A 17,546-nucleotide genomic window follows, 5' to 3' on the forward strand; every position below is an offset into this window, starting at 1 on the left:
TCCTATAGGATTTTTATTTCTTTTCCATGCGGGCTCTCTCGAACCTTTATGCGGTTCGGGCCCATGTTTCGCTCTGAAATCCAGGACAAGCGCCGCCGGATCTCCGGCGGCCGTATTGGCATGCCGCAGTTTCCGAAGCGGCCCTGGTTCACTCGATCCATGCAAGGAGCCATCAAAATGGACGTGATCATGATTGGAATGGGCGTCGTCAGCTTCGCCCTGTTCCTCGCCTACACGCAAGCCTGCGACGCGCTGTGACGGGAGCCATAAAATGCTTCTCGAATATCTCCTCGGYGGCGCCGTCACGCTCTTCCTCCTCGTCTATCTCACCTATGCGCTGGTCCGCCCCGAGCGGTTCTGACCGCCGGATCGGCTCAACATTTCGAAGGCTCATCCCATGACAATCAATGGATGGTTCCAGATCCTTCTCTATTGCGGGATCGTCGTCGCGCTCGCAAAACCGCTCGGCGGCTACATGACGCGCGTCTTCAACGGAGAGCGAACCGTTCTCTCTCTCATTTTCCGCCCGCTCGAGCGCAGCCTATACGGCCTCGCGGGCACCAGCGAACGCGAAGAGCAACACTGGACGACCTATACCGTCGCTCTGCTGCTCTTCAACTTCGCCGGTTTTGCGGTTCTCTACGCACTCCAGCGCCTGCAGGGCGGATTGCCGTTTAATCCGGCCGAGATGGGAGCCGTTCCTGCCGAGCTCGCCTTCAACACCGCCGCCAGCTTCGTCTCCAACACCAATTGRCAGAACTACGGTGGCGAAAGCACGATGTCATACCTGACGCAGATGTTGGGCTTGAACGTGCAGAACTTCCTGTCCGCGGCGACGGGGATTGCCATCGCCATGGCGCTGATCCGCGCTTTCGCGCGCAAATCGGTTCAGACGCTCGGCAACTTCTGGGTCGATCTCACCCGCTGCACGCTCTATATCCTCCTGCCCATCTGCGTCATCGGCACGCTGGTGCTGGTCTGGCAGGGCGTTCCGCAGAACCTCAACCCCTATACCGTCGCAACCACGCTCGAAGGTGCGCAGCAGACGATCGCCCAAGGCCCCGTCGCCTCGCAAATGATGATYAAGCATCTCGGCACCAATGGCGGCGGCTTCTTCAATGCCAATGCGGCTCACCCCTTCGAGAACCCGACCGCACTCACCAACCTCATCCACATGGTCGCAATTTTCGCGATCGGCGCCGCGCTAACCAATGTCTTCGGCCGTATGGTCGGCAATGAAAGGCAGGGCTGGGCGATCTTCGCCACCATGGGCATCCTGTTCATCGCGGGCGTCATCGTCTGCTACTGGGCGGAAGCCGCGGGCAACCCGCTGGTCCACGCGCTCGGCATCGACGGCGGAAACATGGAAGGCAAGGAGGTGCGCCTCGGCATACCGCTTTCCGCCCTCTTCGCCGTCATCACCACGGCGGCCTCGTGCGGCGCGGTCAATGCCATGCATGACAGCTTCATGGCGCTCGGCGGCATGATCCCGCTCATCAACATGATGCTCGGTGAAATCATCATCGGCGGCGTCGGCGCGGGTTTCTACGGCATCCTGCTCTTCGTCGTGGTGGCGATCTTCGTCGCCGGCCTTATGGTCGGCCGCACGCCGGAATATCTCGGCAAGAAGATCGAGGCGAAGGAAATGAAGATGGCCATGCTGGCGCTTCTCTGCCTGCCGCTCTTCATGTTGGGTTTCACGGCGTTCGCCGTGGTGCTGCCGAATGCAGTGGCATCGATCGCCAATCCCGGCCCGCACGGCTTCTCCGAGATCCTCTACGCCTACGTCTCGGCAGCCGCTAACAACGGCTCGGCTTTCGGCGGGCTTACCGGCAACACACCCTGGTACAACATCACGCTGGGGCTGACGATGCTTGCCGGCCGCTTCCTGATCATCGTGCCGGCCATGGCACTGGCCGGTTCGCTGGTGACGAAGAAGGCGGCGCCGGAATCGGCGGGCACCTTCCCGACACACGGGCCGCTCTTCGTCGCGCTGCTGCTCGGCGTGATCGTCATCATGGGCGGCCTGGAATTCTTTCCCGCACTCGCGCTCGGTCCGATCGTCGAACACCTGGCGATGCTCGGCGGGCAGACCTTCTGACGGTCTGCCCCGGCTTACCTAACAAGAACACCCATACTGGAGCCTCGTCATGAGCCAGTCCAAATCCGCGAGCATCATGGATGCCGTGCCAGCCATCACCGGCGCATTCGCCAAGCTCAGCCCGAAGAGCCTGGCTAGGAACCCGGTAATCTTTGTGGTCGCCGTTGTTTCCGCTCTTTCCACCATCCTGCTCATTCGGGATCTCATCGCCGGCGAAACCGATATCGGTTTCTCCTTCCAGATCGTAATCTGGCTGTGGTTCACGGTTCTCTTCGCCAACTTCGCGGAAGCCGTGGCCGAAGGTCGCGGCAAGGCGCAGGCGGAATCGCTGCGCAAGACCCGTACCGAAACCCAAGCCAAGCTACTCAACGGCAATAGCCGCGACTTCAAGCTTGTGGCCGGCACCAGCCTGAAGGTCGGCGATGTCGTGCTGGTCGAGGCCGGCGACATCATCCCCTCCGACGGGGAAGTGATCGAAGGCATCGCCTCGGTCAACGAGGCGGCGATCACCGGTGAATCGGCGCCTGTCATCCGCGAGTCCGGTGGCGATCGCTCCGCCGTCACCGGCGGCACGCAGGTGCTTTCCGATTGGATCCGCGTTCGCATCACCGCGGCGGCCGGCTCCACCTTCATCGACCGTATGATCGCGCTCGTCGAAGGTGCCGAACGCCAGAAGACGCCGAACGAGATCGCACTCAACATCCTGCTTGCGGGGATGACGCTGATCTTCGTCATCGCCACCGCGACGATCCCGAGCTTCGCCTCCTATGCCGGCGGCTATATTCCGGTCACCGTTCTCGTCGCGCTTTTCGTGACGCTGATCCCGACCACGATCGGCGCGCTTCTTTCCGCGATCGGCATTGCCGGCATGGACCGGCTGGTGCGCTTCAACGTGCTCGCCATGTCCGGCCGCGCGGTGGAAGCCGCCGGCGACGTCGATACGCTACTCCTCGACAAGACCGGCACGATCACGCTCGGCAATCGCCAGGCGACCGAGTTCCGCCCGGTGTCCGGTGTGACCGCCGAGGAATTGGCCGACGCCGCCCAGCTTGCCTCGCTTGCCGACGAAACCCCGGAAGGCCGCTCGATCACCGTTCTCGCGAAGGAAAAATACGGCATCCGCGCCCGCGACATGCAGAGCCTGCACGCGACCTTCATTCCCTTCACCGCACAGAGCCGCATGAGCGGCGTCGATCTCGACGGCTCCTCGATCCGCAAGGGCGCGGTGGATGCGGTGCTGAACTATCTCCGCACGAACGCGGCCGCCGCCAGCAGCGACGCCATCCGGGAGGCCCAGCAGATCGCCGAGGATATCGCCAAATCAGGCGGTACGCCGCTTGCCGTGGTGCGCGACGGGCGCCTGCTCGGCATCATTCACCTCAAGGATATCGTCAAGGGCGGCATCCGCGAGCGTTTCGCCGAGTTGCGGCGCATGGGCATCCGCACCGTGATGATCACCGGCGACAATCCGATGACCGCCGCCGCGATCGCAGCGGAAGCGGGCGTGGACGACTTCCTCGCCCAGGCCACGCCCGAGAACAAGCTTTCGCTGATCCGTGAAGAACAGGCGAAAGGCAAGCTGGTCGCCATGTGCGGCGACGGCACCAACGATGCGCCGGCGCTTGCGCAGGCCGATGTCGGCGTTGCCATGAACACCGGCACGGTCGCGGCCCGCGAAGCCGGCAACATGGTCGATCTCGACAGCGACCCGACGAAGCTCATCGAGATCGTCGAGATCGGCAAGCAGCTCCTGATGACGCGTGGCGCGCTGACGACGTTTTCGATCGCCAACGATATCGCCAAGTATTTCGCGATCATCCCGGCCATGTTCCTCGCCTTCTATCCGCAGCTCGGCGTCTTGAACATCATGGGGCTTTCGACACCGCAGAGCGCGATCCTTTCGGCGATCATCTTCAATGCGCTGATCATCGTGGCGCTGATCCCGCTCTCGCTGAAAGGCGTCAAGTACAGGGCGATCGGCGCCGGCGCCCTCCTCTCCCGCAATCTCGCAATCTACGGCCTCGGCGGCGTGATCGTGCCCTTCGTGGGCATCAAGGTCGTCGACATGGCCATCACGGCCCTTGGCCTCGCATAAGGACGAATTCAATGCTCAAACAACTAAGACCCGCGATCGTCTTGCTGGTCGCCCTCACCGTCATTACCGGCCTTATCTATCCGCTCGGCATGACGGGCATCGCCCAGGCGCTCTTTCCCGAAAAGGCGAACGGCAGCCTGATCGAACGAAACGGCCAGGTGGTCGGCTCCGCCCTGATCGGCCAGGCATTCACCGGCGAGCGCTATTTCCACGGCCGCCCGTCCGCCGCCGGCGACGGGTACAATGCCGCATCCTCCAGCGGCTCCAACCTCGGCCCGACGAACCCGAAGTTGATCGAACGCATCAAAGCGGATGCCGAGACATTGAAGGCGGAAAACCCGAATGCAACGGTGCCGATCGACCTCGTCACCGCTTCGGGCAGCGGGCTCGACCCGGATATCTCGCCGGAAGCCGCCTATTTCCAGGTTTCGCGCGTCGCCAAGGCGCGCAGGCTGGACGAGCCGACAGTGCGTGCTCTGGTCGACGCTCATGTGGAGGATCGACAATTCGGCCTCCTCGGCGAACCTGTGGTCAACGTGTTGGCGTTGAATCTGGCGCTTGACGAAGCCAATCCCTGACTTGAAATGGGCAGCGGGCGGCATTCTGCCGGCCGCTGCATTCCCGTTCGGGAGAGAGCCTGCCTATGCCCGATGACAACCGCGACATGGAAAACCGGCCTTCGCCGGACGCGCTTCTGGAAAATGCCGAGCGTGAAGGTCGCGGCCGCCTGAAGATTTTTCTCGGCGCAGCTCCTGGAGTGGGCAAGACCTACGAGATGCTGATATCCGGGCGCGCGCGTCGGGCCGACGGCATCGATGTGGTGATCGGAGTGGTGGAAACCCATGGCCGGAGAGAAACCGAAGCCCTTGTCGACGGTTTCGAGATCATCCCGCGCAAGAAGATCGACTATCGAGGCCAGCAGCTCGAGGAAATGGACCTCGATGCCATCCTTGCCCGGCGGCCGGCGCTGGTGCTGGTGGATGAGCTCGCCCATACCAATGCTACCGGAAGCCGCCACCCCAAGCGCTACATGGACGTGAAGGATATCCTCGCCCAGGGGATCGACGTCTATTCCACGCTCAACATCCAGCACGTCGAAAGCCTCAACGACGTGGTCGCGCAGATCACCCGCATTCGCGTGCGCGAGACGGTGCCGGACTCGATCATCGACCGGGCCGATGACGTCGAGATCATCGACATCACGCCGGACGACCTCCTCCAGCGGCTGAAGGAGGGAAAAGTCTATGTACCGGCAACGGCACGGCGGGCGATTGAAAACTACTTCTCTCCGGGCAACCTGACGGCGCTTCGCGAACTGGCGCTACGACGTACCGCGCAGCGGGTGGACGAGCAGCTTCTCAACCATATGCAGGCGCATGCCATTCCCGGTCCCTGGGCGGCGGGCGAGCGGGTGCTCGTCTGTCTCGATCATGGCAGAGGCGGCGCGGGGCTGGTGCGCTACGGCAAACGGCAGGCCGACCGGCTGCGCGCACCCTGGGCGGTGCTGCATCTCGAAACGCCGCAGGCGATCAGCCTGCCGGACGAGGAGAAGGACCGACTTGCCGCCAATATGCGGCTTGCCGAACAGCTCGGCGCCGAGACAGTGACGCTTCCCGCCTTGCGCATTTCGCGGGAGATCATCGCCTATGCCAATATCAACAACTTCACCCATGTCGTCGTGGGGAGGCCGCGAAGACGCGCCTGGTGGCGTATCTGGCAAAGCACCGTAACCGACGACCTCATCCGCTATGCCGGGGACATCAGCGTCCACGTGGTCTCGGGGGATGCGGAGGAGCCTCGCGGCGGCGTGAAGACCGCCAAGCCCCGGCCGGTCAGGATCAGGCCTTATATCCGCAGCGCCGTCTTCGTCGGCCTCGCACTTGTCGCCGGTATCGCGCTCGATCAGGCGCTCGACGTGCAGAACCTCGCGCTGGTATTCCTGATGGCGGTGCTGGCGGCCTCCGTGCGGGGCGGATTGGGCCCCGGTCTCTTCGCTTCGCTCATCGGCGCCCTCTCCTTCAACTTCTTCTTCCTGGAACCGCGCTATACCTTCACCGTGCGCGATCCGGAAAGCGTCGTGGCTTTGGCATTCTTCCTCGGGGTAGCGGTCGTCGCGAGCAATCTGACGGCCGCCGTCCAGCGTCAGGCCRCCGCCGCCCGGCAGCGGGCCCGCACCACGGAAGATCTCTACCTGTTCTCCAAGAAGCTCGCGAGCACCGGCACGCTGGACGATGTGCTTTGGGCGGCAGCCTTCCAGATCGCCTCGATGCTGAAGGTCAGGGTCGTCATCCTGCTTCCCGAAAACGGCATGATCGCCGTCAAGGCCGGTTATCCGCCGGACGACACGCTGGCCGATGCCGATATCGCAGCCGCCAACTGGGCATGGCAGCACAACCGGCCCGCCGGACGAGCGGCTGATACCCTGCCGGGAGCGAAGCGCCTCTACCTGCCGCTACGCACCGGCCGCGAGGCGGTCGGCGTGATCGGCCTGGACAACGACAGGCAGGGCCCGCTGCTCACGCCGGAGCAGCAGCGCCTCTTCGATGCGCTGGCGGACCAGGCCGCGCTTGCGATCGAACGCGTGCAGCTCGTTTCCGACATCGACAAGGCGAAGCTCGCCGCCGAGACCGACCGGCTTCGCACCGCGCTCCTGACCTCCATCTCGCATGACCTCAAGACGCCGCTTGCGGCGATCATGGGCTCGGCGGGAACGCTCAGGGATTTTGGGGCCGGCATTCCTCAAGAGGCCCGGGCGGAGCTGCTTTCGACCGTCATCGACGAATCCGAGCGGCTCAACCGCTTCATTTCCAACCTGCTCGACATGACTCGCCTCGGCTCGGGCGCAATGCAGCCCAACTATGCCTTTCACTTCGTCGGCGATATCGTGGGCACCGCGCTTGGACGAGCGTCGAAGATCGTCGCGAGACACCGGGTCCACGTTGAAGTCCCTGCCGACCTGCCGATGCTGAAGATCGACCCGGTACTGTTCGAGCAGGTTCTGTTCAATCTGGTCGACAATGCCGCCAAATACGCACCGGAGGAAACACGGATCGACATTCGGGCATGGCAGGACGGAGATAGCCTGCTGCTTTCCATCTCCGACGAAGGTCCCGGCATTCCGTCAGGTGACCTCGAGCGCGTGTTCGACAGCTTTTACAGAGTCCGGAAGGGAGATCACGTGCGGGCCGGCACCGGGCTCGGCCTTTCCATCTGCCGCGGCTTCATCGAGGCCATGGGTGGCACGATCAAGGCCTCCAACCGACCGGACCGCTCCGGCGCCATTTTCACCATCCGCATGCCGGTGCGTCGCGAAGCGCCGACAATGGGAGAAGACGAATGACCAATTCCGCCGTCCGCATTCTCATAATCGACGACGAGCCGCCGATCCGAAAGCTCTTACGCGTGGGCCTCTCCACACAGGGCTACGCCATCAGCGAGGCGATGAACGCCAAGGTCGCAGCGGAACTCGTGGAGACGGACAAGCCGGATCTGGTCCTGCTCGATCTCGGGCTTCCCGATATGRCGGGCCACGATCTTCTGGAGAAGTGGCGCCGCGACGGCATCGATCTGCCGATCGTCATCCTCTCAAGCCGAACCGACGAAGCAGGTATCGTCAGGGCGCTCGAGCTCGGAGCCGACGACTACGTGACCAAGCCCTTCGGCATGAACGAGCTCGTCGCCCGCATCCGCGTCGCGCTCCGCCATCGGCTGCAAAGCCACGGCGAAAAGCCGATCTTCCAGACCGGCGACCTTTCCGTCGATCTTGTGAAACGCATCGTGAAGGTGGCGGGCGAGGAAGTGAAGCTCTCCCCGAAGGAATACGAGATCCTGCGCATTCTCGTGCAGCATGCGGGCAAGGTGCTGACGCACCGCTTCCTGCTGGAGCAGGTCTGGGACGGGCTCACCGATGTGCAATACCTGCGCGTCTACGTGCGCCAGCTTCGCCAGAAGATCGAGAAGACACCGGACCAGCCGCAATACATCCTCACCGAAACCGGCGTCGGCTACAGGCTTCGGGAGGGAATTTAGCCGGCTACAGTAAATGGGAAGCACCGTCTCCCGAAAGATTTGAGAAAATCCCTGGAACAGCGGGCGAACGACGAGGTTCGACCCACAATCTTGAACGGTGAGCCCGTGAATTGCTATGCCACGATCGTCTCGAACGGGGTTGGAAAACGAGCCAGAGGGCCCTTTAGATCCCCTGTTGACCAACTGTCTTCCTCAATGGGTCGCCCGGTCGCTTGAGGCAAACGGTATTCGCCGCCTGAGCGAAGCATCGGAACTCACGGACGGGGAACTGCTGAAGTTGAGAGGCGTGGGGCATCAATCGGTGAAGCTAATACGGGCCGCGACCAGAAGCCTCAAGCGACGGAGCAAGTCGGCATCCAAGCATTGACCTTCGCTTCCGTTCATCCAGGGAAGCCGGGCATCCCTGYTTGCATCGGGAAGTCAACTTCGTCCTGAGAGTCCTCAATTTCGAGCAGCTCCCGCAGGCGTACGGCATAGCGTTTCACCAGCGCCTCCAGCCTCGCTTTATCGAGGCCGCCGGCGGAGGCGAAAGCCCCTGACCAGAGGCCTATCTGGAAGGCCAGATAGCAGACTTCGAAGAATGCGAGGACGCCTTCGCGCAGATCGCAATCCGTCTGCTGCCCGATAATCACGGCGAGGCGATTTCGCTCCGCGCCGGAAAGATCGAACTCGATCCCGGCGCCGGCGACATCCCAGGCGATATCTTGGCAGCCTACGAGATCGTGCGCGGCATTGTGGTCGAGCGCATCCGTCTTCACCAGCCGGCCGTCGCCGGTCATCAGCCATTCCCAGGTGTGAAGCCGGTTATCCGTATCGACCCGGTGAAGCCGGCGGGAAAACTTTCCAACGGGACCGATCCGCTGCCTAAGCCTTTTCGCCGCATTTTCGCCGAGCGCCTCGCTCGTATTGAAAATGGCCATGCGGCACAGCTCCTCGAGCGATGCACCTCCACCGGGTGGAGCAAGATGCTGCGCACGAAAGCCGAGATAGCGGCCAAGATGATCGATGAGCTGACCTCGTGGCATGGCGATCGTATTCAGCGGTGCCCCATCGACCCATTTCTCTACCAGGAAACCGTGGCAGGCGCCGGCCATTTCCGACGTAAAACCGGCTTCGTGCAGGAGCGCGGCCCGACGCATCTTTTCCTTGCTGCTTCCGCCAAGACCGGCATATTTGACAAGCCAGTTCCCGCCATCTTCGCCCCGCATCAGAAATTTCCGCTTTTCCATCTGCATGTGGCTCGGCGGCCAAAACCGTTCGTCCGGATGGCGGAGCGCGCGCCAGGCTCCTCCCGAGAGATCCTGCCAGGATTTCTCCCTGGCGCCAACGAGATCGGCCACCCAGGACGAAAGGCGGTGAGCGGGTTCATGCGTATCGATCGTCAGCGCGTCCATCGGCACGTGGTGGCGGTTTCCCTCCCTCCAGAATTTCCGATGCGCCGCGCTTGCCCGTGGACCGGGATCGTCCGGATGGCTGGGAAAGAAATGTATCCGGCCGGCAGCCACACCATTGGCCAACAGCCAATCCGCAACGCCGCCGAAGGAGCTTCCCGAAAGGCCGGGGCCTTCGTCGACGATTGCGAAATCGCAGTCCTCCTCCCCTAGAATGCGGCTAGCAAGCGCGGGAGCGATCTGCGGGCGCCGGTCGAAAGGGTGACCTGACGGGCGCAACGACCAGGCCGGGCCGGCGTCCAGGGCGGCCGCCACGAGTGCAGCAAGTCCTGTGCCGATGCTGCGAAGCCCGATCACGACGGTCCGATCGCTCAATCCCGACCTCGACGCCGCTTCGATATAGCTTTCGGGATAAAGGGCATAGAAGGCATAGCCTTCTCCCCGCTTCACGCGCAGCGGTTCGGCGCACTCCAATTCCTGCAACAGATTCGGCCATTGTCGGGGTAGCGACAGCTCGCCAGCAAAGCCGCTTCGCCACGACTGCATGATGGCTCCGGCCTGCGCGTGAAGAAGTTTTGCGCCCGCCTCCTGGACGAATGAGAGATCATCCACGCTCTTTTCGGCAAATTCCCGATCCGCCAACCCCTGCACCAGTTCTCCCGTGGCGAGGAAGGCGTTCACCAGCGCCTCGTGGCGTTGCCTGCCAGGAGACATCCGTAAGCAGCCGAGGAGCGTTTCGGCGATCTCCCTGCGCATTACGGCCGATCGTTCGACGCGTTCGAGATCGCCATAGACCAGCATCGACTTTTCTCCCCTTCAGGTCTGAAGTCAGCCTTTTCCCAGGAACTCAGGAAAAATGCAGTTTTCCTGGAACACATGGCGCCACGGTTTGTTCGCAGGCTTTGTAGATGCCGGAGAAAAACATGGTTTCGAGATCCATTCGCGTCGGYCTGGTCGGAGTGGGAAACTGCGCCTCCTCGCTGGTCCAGGGCCTGACCTATTACCGCAACGTCCAGGACAACGAGCCGGTTCCCGGTCTCATGCATGTCGATCTCGGTGGCTATCAGGTGAGCGACATCGAGGTTTCCGCCGCCTTCGACGTTGCCGCGTCCAAGGTGGGGCGCGATGTGGCGGAAGCCATTTATGCAGAGCCGAACAACACGAAGCGGTTTGCCGATGTCGCGCCGACGGGCGTTACCGTGAAGCGCGGCAGAACGCTTGACGGGATCGGCAAATATCTCAGGGACGAGATCGAGGAGGCGGCCGAACCGGAAGAGGACGTGGCGGAAATCCTGCGGCGGACACGCACGGACGTGCTCGTTTCCTATCTGCCGGTCGGCTCTGAGGAGGCGACCAAATGGTATGCCGAACAGGCGCTCGCCGCCGGCTGCGCCTTCATCAACTGCATTCCGGTCTTCATCGCCTCAAAACCGGAATGGCAGAGAAAGTTCGCCGCGCGTGGCCTGCCGGTCATCGGCGACGATATCAAGAGCCAGGTGGGCGCCACCATAGTCCATCGAATGCTCGTCAATCTCTTCCGCGAGCGCGGCGTGCGGGTGGATCGCACCTATCAGCTAAACTTCGGTGGCAATACGGATTTCCTCAACATGCTGGAGCGCGAGCGGCTGGAATCGAAGAAGATTTCCAAGACCCAATCGGTCACCAGCCAGCTCGACGTTCCCCTGCCCGCCAATGACGTGCATGTGGGCCCGAGCGACCATGTACCCTGGCTCGCCGACAGGAAATGGGCCTATATCCGGCTCGAGGGCACCACATTCGGCGGCGTGCCGCTCAATGCGGAACTGAAGCTCGAAGTGTGGGACTCGCCCAACTCGGCCGGCGTGGTCATAGATGCCGTACGCTGCGCGAAACTCGCGCTCGACCGTGGCGTGGGCGGCGTRCTGACAGGTCCCTCCAGCTATTTCATGAAGTCGCCGCCGCAGCAATTCACCGATCACGAGGCACGGCGGAGAACGCAGAATTTCATCGACGATCAGGAGGATATCCTGCGCGGGGCGGCCGAATGACGGTAACGTTCTTCCTCGTCCGCCATGCCGCTCATGACGATGTCGGGCGTTTTCTGGCCGGCCGGAAAGAAGGCATCACGCTTGGGGTAGCCGGCAGGGAGCAGGCCCTGCGCCTGGGGCAACGGATGCGGCGGGAGAAGATCAGCGCGGTTCACACGAGCCCCCGAGAGCGTACGCGGGAAACGGCGGCAGCCATCGCGGCCGCCTGCGAGCTCGGCGAGCCGGAGATCACTGAGGCACTTGACGAGGTGAACTTCGGCGACTGGTCCGGCAAGACCTTCGAGGCTCTGGATGCGGACCCCTCATGGCACCAATGGAATACTGTCCGCAGCCTTTCCCGGACACCGGGCGGTGAAACCATGCYGGACGTCCAGCGCCGGGTATTCGAGCTGGTCGCGGCCCTTGCGGCCGGCGATAGCAGCGGGAGGCTTGTGCTGGTTTCGCATGCCGATGTCATCAAGGCGGCCGTGAGCCATGTGTTGGGCCTACCGATTGACGCCTGGCCGAGATTCGACATCGCACCTGCCTCGGTCACCAGCATTGCGGCCGGCCCCTGGGGAGCGAAAGTTCTGACCCTCAACGAGACGATTACCTGAAGCGCATCCTGGAGAAATCGCATGATCGAAGCCACGATGATCTGGAACGAACCCAATAACAAGTCTCACTGGGACCCGGAGCTCGATCCGGACTGGAGCCAGTTCGCCCGCATGGCCATACTCGCTGCCGATGCGATCGGTGCGCAAAATCCGGACCTCGTACGGGTGCTCGGCGGGATCTCRCCGATCGACCCCCACTTCATGACGCGAATGCGCGATTTCAGCGTACTCGACCACCTCGACGCCGTCGCCGTCCACGGTTTTCCGCTCGACTGGAATCTCTGGCAGATCCACGAATGGCCGGCCAAGATCGATGAGATCAAGGCGGTGACCGACCTGCCGGTCTGGGTCAGTGAGGTCGGCGTTTCGACCTTCGGCGCGGAGGAGGTGCAGCTCTGGGGGCTGAAGCGCACCGCAGAGCTGCTGAAGGGCAAGGTGGAGCGCTGCCAGTGGTACAGCCTCTATGATCTCCCGCGCGCCTGGGAAGCGACGACGCGGCACCGGGAGGCCGAAGGTTCCTCCTACTATCGCCACTATTACATGGGCCTTCTGCGGGAGGACGGCACGCCGAAACCGGCTTTCGATGAATTCGTCAGGCACACGCCCGAATTAGGTCTCGTGCAGTGGTTCCACTTCGAGGACCCAAGGCTTGCGGATGCCGTGAACTGGATGAAGCGGCTCGGCGTCAAATCCGTCCGCACAGGCCTTTCCTGGGCCGATCGGTTCCGCCCCAATGCGCTCGACTGGTTCGACCGCCAGATGCGCGCGCTCGAGGATTTCGACGTAACGGTCACCTTCTGCTTCACGCCGGAACATCGCGGCATCGGGGCGCATCACACCAGCCCACCTTTCGCGCCGGAGGAATTTGCGGCCTTCTGCAGCGAAATGGTGGAGCGCTATGCACCGAGGCAGGCCGAGAGACCGGCTCGCGGCGACAGCTTCGCCGTCCGGCCGCTCGCACTGGAAACCTCCCCGACCTTCGGCAGCAGATAAGTGAACCGGATCTTGTCCCTCAGCGTCCGGCAGAGCGGGCTGAAGGGAAGACCTGCGGCTCGAAAGCAAAATCCTTGTCGAACGGATAGGTCGGATGCGGCTTGCGGTGCCGCTCCAGCCGCTCGACGAACTGATCGACGACGCCCGGCGAAAGCGCCATGAGGTTAGGATTGGCGATCGGCGCGAGTTCCGGTGAAAGGTAGCCGGATTTCACGACAATGATCCTTGCACCATGCGGGTCGAGGCCGAGCCGGGTGAAATCCGCGATATTGTGATAGGGCCGACGCTTGRCCGAAAGCACCAGTTTTATGCCGCCGATGACGACCACGGTCTGCCGATCGGCGGGATCGGCGGTTTCGTGCAGAAACTCGACCCGAGCAACGGCCCTCACCGGCCTGCTTCCGATCGTATCGAGCGAGGCACCGATCGAGAGATCGAGTTCACCGCCGACACCCGCAGCGTAACAGGCATCCGTTGCCGCCCTATCGGCAATGCCGGCGAAGACGACGTCTTGCACATTCCTGGCGATCAGTTCCGCCAGCACTTCGGCGCGGTCGCCGACACCGCCGCCCGTCGGGTTGTCGCCGGATTCGGCGAGCACCACCGGCGCGGTCCTGCTGGCGATCGCCCTCTCCACGCATTCCTCAATCGACCCGGTCTCGCAGCCGAAGACGAATTTCTCGCGCGCATCCCAGTAAGCTTGAGCGACACGTCTGGCTTCCCGTTCCAGCACTGCGCGGTCCGTGCCGGTCATGATAGCGGCAGCCGTGGCGCGCGGCTCGTCCGCCCAGACGTACCCCACCATCAGGGAGGCGTCCCAGACACCTTCGATCGCGTCGATTTCCGGCATCATCGCATAGAGGCTCTTTGCCGGCTCATCGACCGTACTTGTGCGTTCGCCGGGCAACACGACGGGAATGGGGGCCCAGACGAGGATCGGCTTCACGCCGGTCTTCAGGCTCCTTACCAGCATGGAGACCGAGCGGCGCATCGTCTCCTCCACATCGATATGCGGCGCGGTGCGATAGGTGGAGTACATGTCCAGCGCATCGATGATACGCTGGCTGACATTGCCGTGCAGATCRTAGCTCGCCGAAACGGTGCAGTCCGGTCCGACCAGATCGCGGGCGGCGGTGATCCAGTCACCCTCCGCATCCTCCATGCCCTGAACATACATGGCGCCGTGCATGGCGAGATAGAGCCCGTCGAGCGGCAGAAGCGGCTTCAAGCGCTCGAGGAACTCCGCCTTGAAACGCTCATAGGTGGAACGCGACACCGGACCGCCGGCGATGGCGCGAGCATGGATGGTGGGCAGGAACTCCGCTTCATAATCCTTGAGGAAAGCGAAATAGGGTGACGCCGTCAGCTCCTCGCCGCGCACCACGCGAAAGTCCCTCTCTTCGTTGAGGACCGGGTTGTAGGTGCTGCATTCGATGTGGATGCCGCCGACGGCGATGCGCATGGTAAACCTCAATTCACGTTTGGGCCGATCAGAAAATTGTGGGCCGCGATGCTGGCCGCGCCGCGCGCCCAGATGTCGCTATCGACCCGCTTGATGCGGATCGGTGTCTGCCCGGCATATCGGGGCAATACGTTCATCTCGACGGCTTGCTGCACCACCGTGCCGAACAATCCGTCAAAGGAGCCTTCGAGATGGGTGATGAGRATGAGGCCCGGATCGTTCATCTGGATCAGATTCGCGATCGCGAGGCCGAGCGCCGAGCCCGCCCGATGGAGGATGCGGATCGCCGCGGCATTGCCGGCCGACGCCTGGTGCTCGACGTCGGAAAGGGATGTGCATTGCAGTCCCTCGGCCCGCGACATCTCCTTGATCGCCTTCATCGAGGCGACCGTATCGAGGCAGCCGCGTTTGCCGCAGCGACAGGGCGCACCGCCGGGCTCGATGGTGCAATGGGCAATCTCACCCGCACCGCCGTGATTGCCTCGATAGAGCCTACCTTCGATGAAATGGGCGCAACCAATGCCGTCACCCAGCGAGACAACACTGAAATTCTGAACCTCCCGGGCGCTGCCGAAGAGCTTCTCGCTGACCGCGACCGCCTTCGCATCGTTCTCGATGAAGGTTTGGATGCCGGTCCGCTCACGGATGATCCGGGCCAGCGGCACGTCCTGCCAGCCGAGCAGTGTTGATTTTACGCAGTTCGCCTGGGTCTCGTCGACGAAACCGGAAAGCGCCACGCCGATGYCCGAAAGTTTTTCCTTCGCGTCCGGCCGACTTTCGAGCAGCGTCGGCAGGCCTTCCGCAATCGCGTTGGCAATCACTTCCGGATCACGCGAGAGCGGCATCGCGCATCTTGCGATAATGCCGCCGTTGAGATCGCCGAGGATCATCGGAGCCGGATCTTCGAGAAGAGAGACGCCGACGAAGAAAGCGCATTCCGGATGCAGGTCGAGCCGTATGGACGGCCGCCCCTGACCATAAATCGTTTCAGTCTCGTGCAACACGCCTCGATCGAGCAGATCAYGGGCGAGGCCGCTCATGGCCGCTTTGCTCAAGCCCAGCATATTGGCCATCTCGGTGCGGCTCAGGGGACCGGACTCGCTGATGACGCGCAGCAACTGGCGTTGGGAGGAAGTGAGCATCGCGTTCAAGGGCGGTATCCGGGATTTTAGAAGTGCTTGACACTAAGTTCATAAAATGAACAAATCAACGGCAATAACTATAAAAAATGATCTAAGGCGGCAACGATCCGCCGATGCCAACAACAATCAGAGGTGAACGATCATGAACATCCTCCACCGGAATCCGTCCAAGGTCCGGCGCCTCGCGCTGGCGACTGCCGTTGCCGGCAGCCTGATGATGCCCACGGCAGCCATGGCCGCTACACTGAACGTCATGCAGAGCGAAGCGCCGCGCTCCATGGATCCCGGTGACCAGACCGCCACGTTTACCGCCGCCCTGCTCGATCCCCTGTATGAGGGGCTCATCAAGCGCGATCCCGATCTCTCGTTGAAGCCGGCCCTCGCCACCGAATGGTCTTCCGACTCTTCCGGCCTCGTCTGGACCTTCAAGCTGCGCGAAGGCGTGAAATTCCATGATGGCACGCCTTTCGATGCCGATGCCGTGGTCAAGAACTTCAATCGCCATCTCGATACCAAGCGCGGCCTTGCCGCAAGCGGGAGGCTCCGCACATTCCTCGATAGCGTGACCGCCATCGATCCCATGACGGTAAAGTTCAAGCTGAAGACCCAGTACCCGGCCTTCCTCGCGCTTCTCACCACAGGCCCTTGCCTGATGGTGAGCCCCGCCGCCGAAGCCGTCGGCACGATTGGTAGCCAGGCGGTCGGCACCGGGCCGTACAAGCTCGCCGAATACAAGTCCGGGGAATATGTGCTGCAGGTGAAGAATACCGAATGGTGGGGAGGCGCGCCGAAGGGTGAGGACGAGATAAAATGGACCTGGACGGCCGAGCCTTCGGTAATGAACATGGCGCTCCAGAGCGGCGAGGCGGACGTCGTCAATCCCTTCCCGTCCGCCTTTGCGGCGCAGATCGGTGCCAACCCAGAGATGAAGCTCAGCAAGACCGATGGTTCGGCGGTCTTCTGGGTATCGCTTAATACTAAGATGAAGCCRCTGGACGATGCTCGGGTGCGCCAGGCGCTGAACTATGCGACCGACCGCGAAGGCATCGTGAGGGCCTTCACCCAAGGGTTCGCGACGCCCGCAAACTCCCCGCTCGCGCCAGTCACGCCTGGCTATGACAAGTCGCTTGCTCCCTACAGCTACGACGTCGAAAAGGCCAAGGTCCTGCTTGCTGAAGCAGGCTATCCGGACGGCTTCGAGATGTCGACCATCGTGCAGGAGCAGGAGGCGCGAATCGGCGAACTCCTGCAGGCCATGTGGGCAAAAGTCGGCGTGAAGCTCGACGTCCGCCGCATGGAAAGCGGCGTGTGGTCCAAGGCAGCTTTCCAGGACCCCGCCGGCAAGGAAGCGGACGGCACGGGTTCGGCGATCGCCTCCTGGTCCTCCGGCGTGAACGGCGCGGATCTTCAGTTCCGCCCCCTCTATTACTCCACGAGCGCTTCACCGACCGGCGCCAATCTGGGCTTTTTCAGCGACCAGAAGCTGGACGGCCTCATCGACAAGGCTGCTTCGACGCTCGACGAGACGGCCCGCAACGCGATCTATGTCGAGGCACAGAAGCTGGTGAACGAGCAGGCGCCGCATGTGCTGCTCTTCACCAAGCAGTATCTCTATGCGACCGGCGCCAATGTGAGCGGTACCTGGATTGTTCCGGGCGGCCTCATCGTGGTCAAGGACGCAACCAAGGAGTAATCGGGCCGCGGGCGGTT

At 62.6% G+C, this 17,546-nt stretch carries 14 protein-coding genes; 11 read left to right on the forward strand and 3 right to left on the reverse strand.

Annotated elements, in window-relative coordinates; translation table 11 throughout:
- The first annotated feature begins 48 nt into the window (after nucleotides 1-48).
- The 7 genes from LCM4573_RS18990 (at nucleotide 49) to LCM4573_RS19020 (ending at nucleotide 8,225) form a co-directional block, all read left to right on the forward strand.
- Nucleotides 49-258, forward strand: coding sequence for a hypothetical protein (locus LCM4573_RS18990; protein ID WP_131818996.1), 210 nt, complete (start codon nucleotides 49-51; stop codon nucleotides 256-258).
- A 13-nt stretch (nucleotides 259-271) separates the two neighbouring features.
- Nucleotides 272-361, forward strand: coding sequence for a K(+)-transporting ATPase subunit F (locus LCM4573_RS18995; RefSeq protein ID WP_046793781.1), 90 nt, complete (start codon nucleotides 272-274; stop codon nucleotides 359-361).
- A gap of 36 nt (nucleotides 362-397) precedes the next feature.
- Nucleotides 398-2,101 (forward strand): potassium-transporting ATPase subunit KdpA, encoded by a 1,704-nt coding sequence (gene kdpA / locus LCM4573_RS19000; protein WP_071007942.1) that lies wholly within the window; start codon nucleotides 398-400, stop codon nucleotides 2,099-2,101.
- Nucleotides 2,102-2,150: 49 nt separating this feature from the next.
- A complete protein-coding gene (gene kdpB / locus LCM4573_RS19005; protein ID WP_071007943.1) occupies nucleotides 2,151-4,196 on the forward strand; it encodes a potassium-transporting ATPase subunit KdpB in 2,046 nt (681 codons plus the stop codon).
- 11 nt (nucleotides 4,197-4,207) lie between these two features.
- Nucleotides 4,208-4,774 carry a potassium-transporting ATPase subunit KdpC gene (kdpC, locus tag LCM4573_RS19010; RefSeq protein WP_071007944.1) on the forward strand — a complete coding sequence of 189 codons (567 nt, stop codon included), beginning with the start codon at nucleotides 4,208-4,210 and terminating at the stop codon, nucleotides 4,772-4,774.
- A gap of 65 nt (nucleotides 4,775-4,839) precedes the next feature.
- On the forward strand, nucleotides 4,840-7,536 hold the full coding sequence (locus LCM4573_RS19015; protein WP_071007945.1) for a sensor histidine kinase KdpD: 2,697 nt from the start codon (nucleotides 4,840-4,842) through the stop codon (nucleotides 7,534-7,536).
- The gene (locus LCM4573_RS19020; protein ID WP_071007946.1) at nucleotides 7,533-8,225 is read left to right on the forward strand and encodes a response regulator transcription factor; all 693 of its coding nucleotides are present in this window, start codon (nucleotides 7,533-7,535) and stop codon (nucleotides 8,223-8,225) included. Before LCM4573_RS19015 ends, LCM4573_RS19020 begins: the two co-directional genes overlap by 4 nt.
- A 380-nt stretch (nucleotides 8,226-8,605) precedes the next feature.
- Here LCM4573_RS19020 and LCM4573_RS19025 read toward each other — a convergent pair whose 3' ends face one another.
- Nucleotides 8,606-10,417, reverse strand: a complete 1,812-nt coding sequence (locus LCM4573_RS19025; RefSeq protein ID WP_071007947.1) for a hypothetical protein — start codon at nucleotides 10,415-10,417, stop codon at nucleotides 8,606-8,608.
- 122 nt (nucleotides 10,418-10,539) lie between these two features.
- On the opposite strand from LCM4573_RS19025, the gene LCM4573_RS19030 reads away from it, so the two are divergent.
- Genes LCM4573_RS19030 through LCM4573_RS19040 form a run of 3 tightly spaced genes read left to right on the forward strand, consistent with a single transcriptional unit; the run spans nucleotide 10,540 to nucleotide 13,232 of the window.
- A complete protein-coding gene (locus tag LCM4573_RS19030) occupies nucleotides 10,540-11,643 on the forward strand; it encodes an inositol-3-phosphate synthase (protein WP_071007948.1) in 1,104 nt (367 codons plus the stop codon).
- Nucleotides 11,640-12,239 (forward strand): histidine phosphatase family protein, encoded by a 600-nt coding sequence (locus LCM4573_RS19035; protein WP_071007949.1) that lies wholly within the window; start codon nucleotides 11,640-11,642, stop codon nucleotides 12,237-12,239. Before LCM4573_RS19030 ends, LCM4573_RS19035 begins: the two co-directional genes overlap by 4 nt.
- A 21-nt stretch (nucleotides 12,240-12,260) precedes the next feature.
- On the forward strand, nucleotides 12,261-13,232 hold the full coding sequence (locus LCM4573_RS19040; RefSeq protein ID WP_071007950.1) for a beta-xylosidase: 972 nt from the start codon (nucleotides 12,261-12,263) through the stop codon (nucleotides 13,230-13,232).
- Nucleotides 13,233-13,251: 19 nt separating this feature from the next.
- Here the strand turns inward: LCM4573_RS19040 and LCM4573_RS19045 are convergent, their stop codons facing one another.
- Both LCM4573_RS19045 and LCM4573_RS19050 read right to left on the reverse strand, forming a co-directional pair.
- Nucleotides 13,252-14,694: a M81 family metallopeptidase gene (locus LCM4573_RS19045; RefSeq protein ID WP_071007951.1), complete on the reverse strand. Its 1,443-nt coding sequence runs from the start codon at nucleotides 14,692-14,694 to the stop codon at nucleotides 13,252-13,254.
- Nucleotides 14,695-14,702: 8 nt separating this feature from the next.
- Nucleotides 14,703-15,836, reverse strand: coding sequence for an ROK family transcriptional regulator (locus LCM4573_RS19050; RefSeq protein WP_071007981.1), 1,134 nt, complete (start codon nucleotides 15,834-15,836; stop codon nucleotides 14,703-14,705).
- Nucleotides 15,837-15,978: 142 nt separating this feature from the next.
- On the opposite strand from LCM4573_RS19050, the gene LCM4573_RS19055 reads away from it, so the two are divergent.
- Nucleotides 15,979-17,529: an ABC transporter substrate-binding protein gene (locus LCM4573_RS19055; protein ID WP_071007952.1), complete on the forward strand. Its 1,551-nt coding sequence runs from the start codon at nucleotides 15,979-15,981 to the stop codon at nucleotides 17,527-17,529.
- Nucleotides 17,530-17,546: the final 17 nt, after the last annotated feature.

The organism is Rhizobium sp. LCM 4573, assembly GCF_001854865.1.
Classification (GTDB): Bacteria; Pseudomonadota; Alphaproteobacteria; order Rhizobiales; family Rhizobiaceae; genus Neorhizobium.

Bases quoted from the DNA above. Each gene is read 5' to 3' on its own strand.
- LCM4573_RS18990 (WP_131818996.1), top strand. From the start codon at position 49: ATGCGGTTCGGGCCCATGTTTCGCTCTGAAATCCAGGACAAGCGCCGC.
- kdpB (WP_071007943.1), top strand. From the start codon at position 2,151: ATGAGCCAGTCCAAATCCGCGAGCATCATGGATGCCGTGCCAGCCATC.
- kdpC (WP_071007944.1), top strand. From the start codon at position 4,208: ATGCTCAAACAACTAAGACCCGCGATCGTCTTGCTGGTCGCCCTCACC.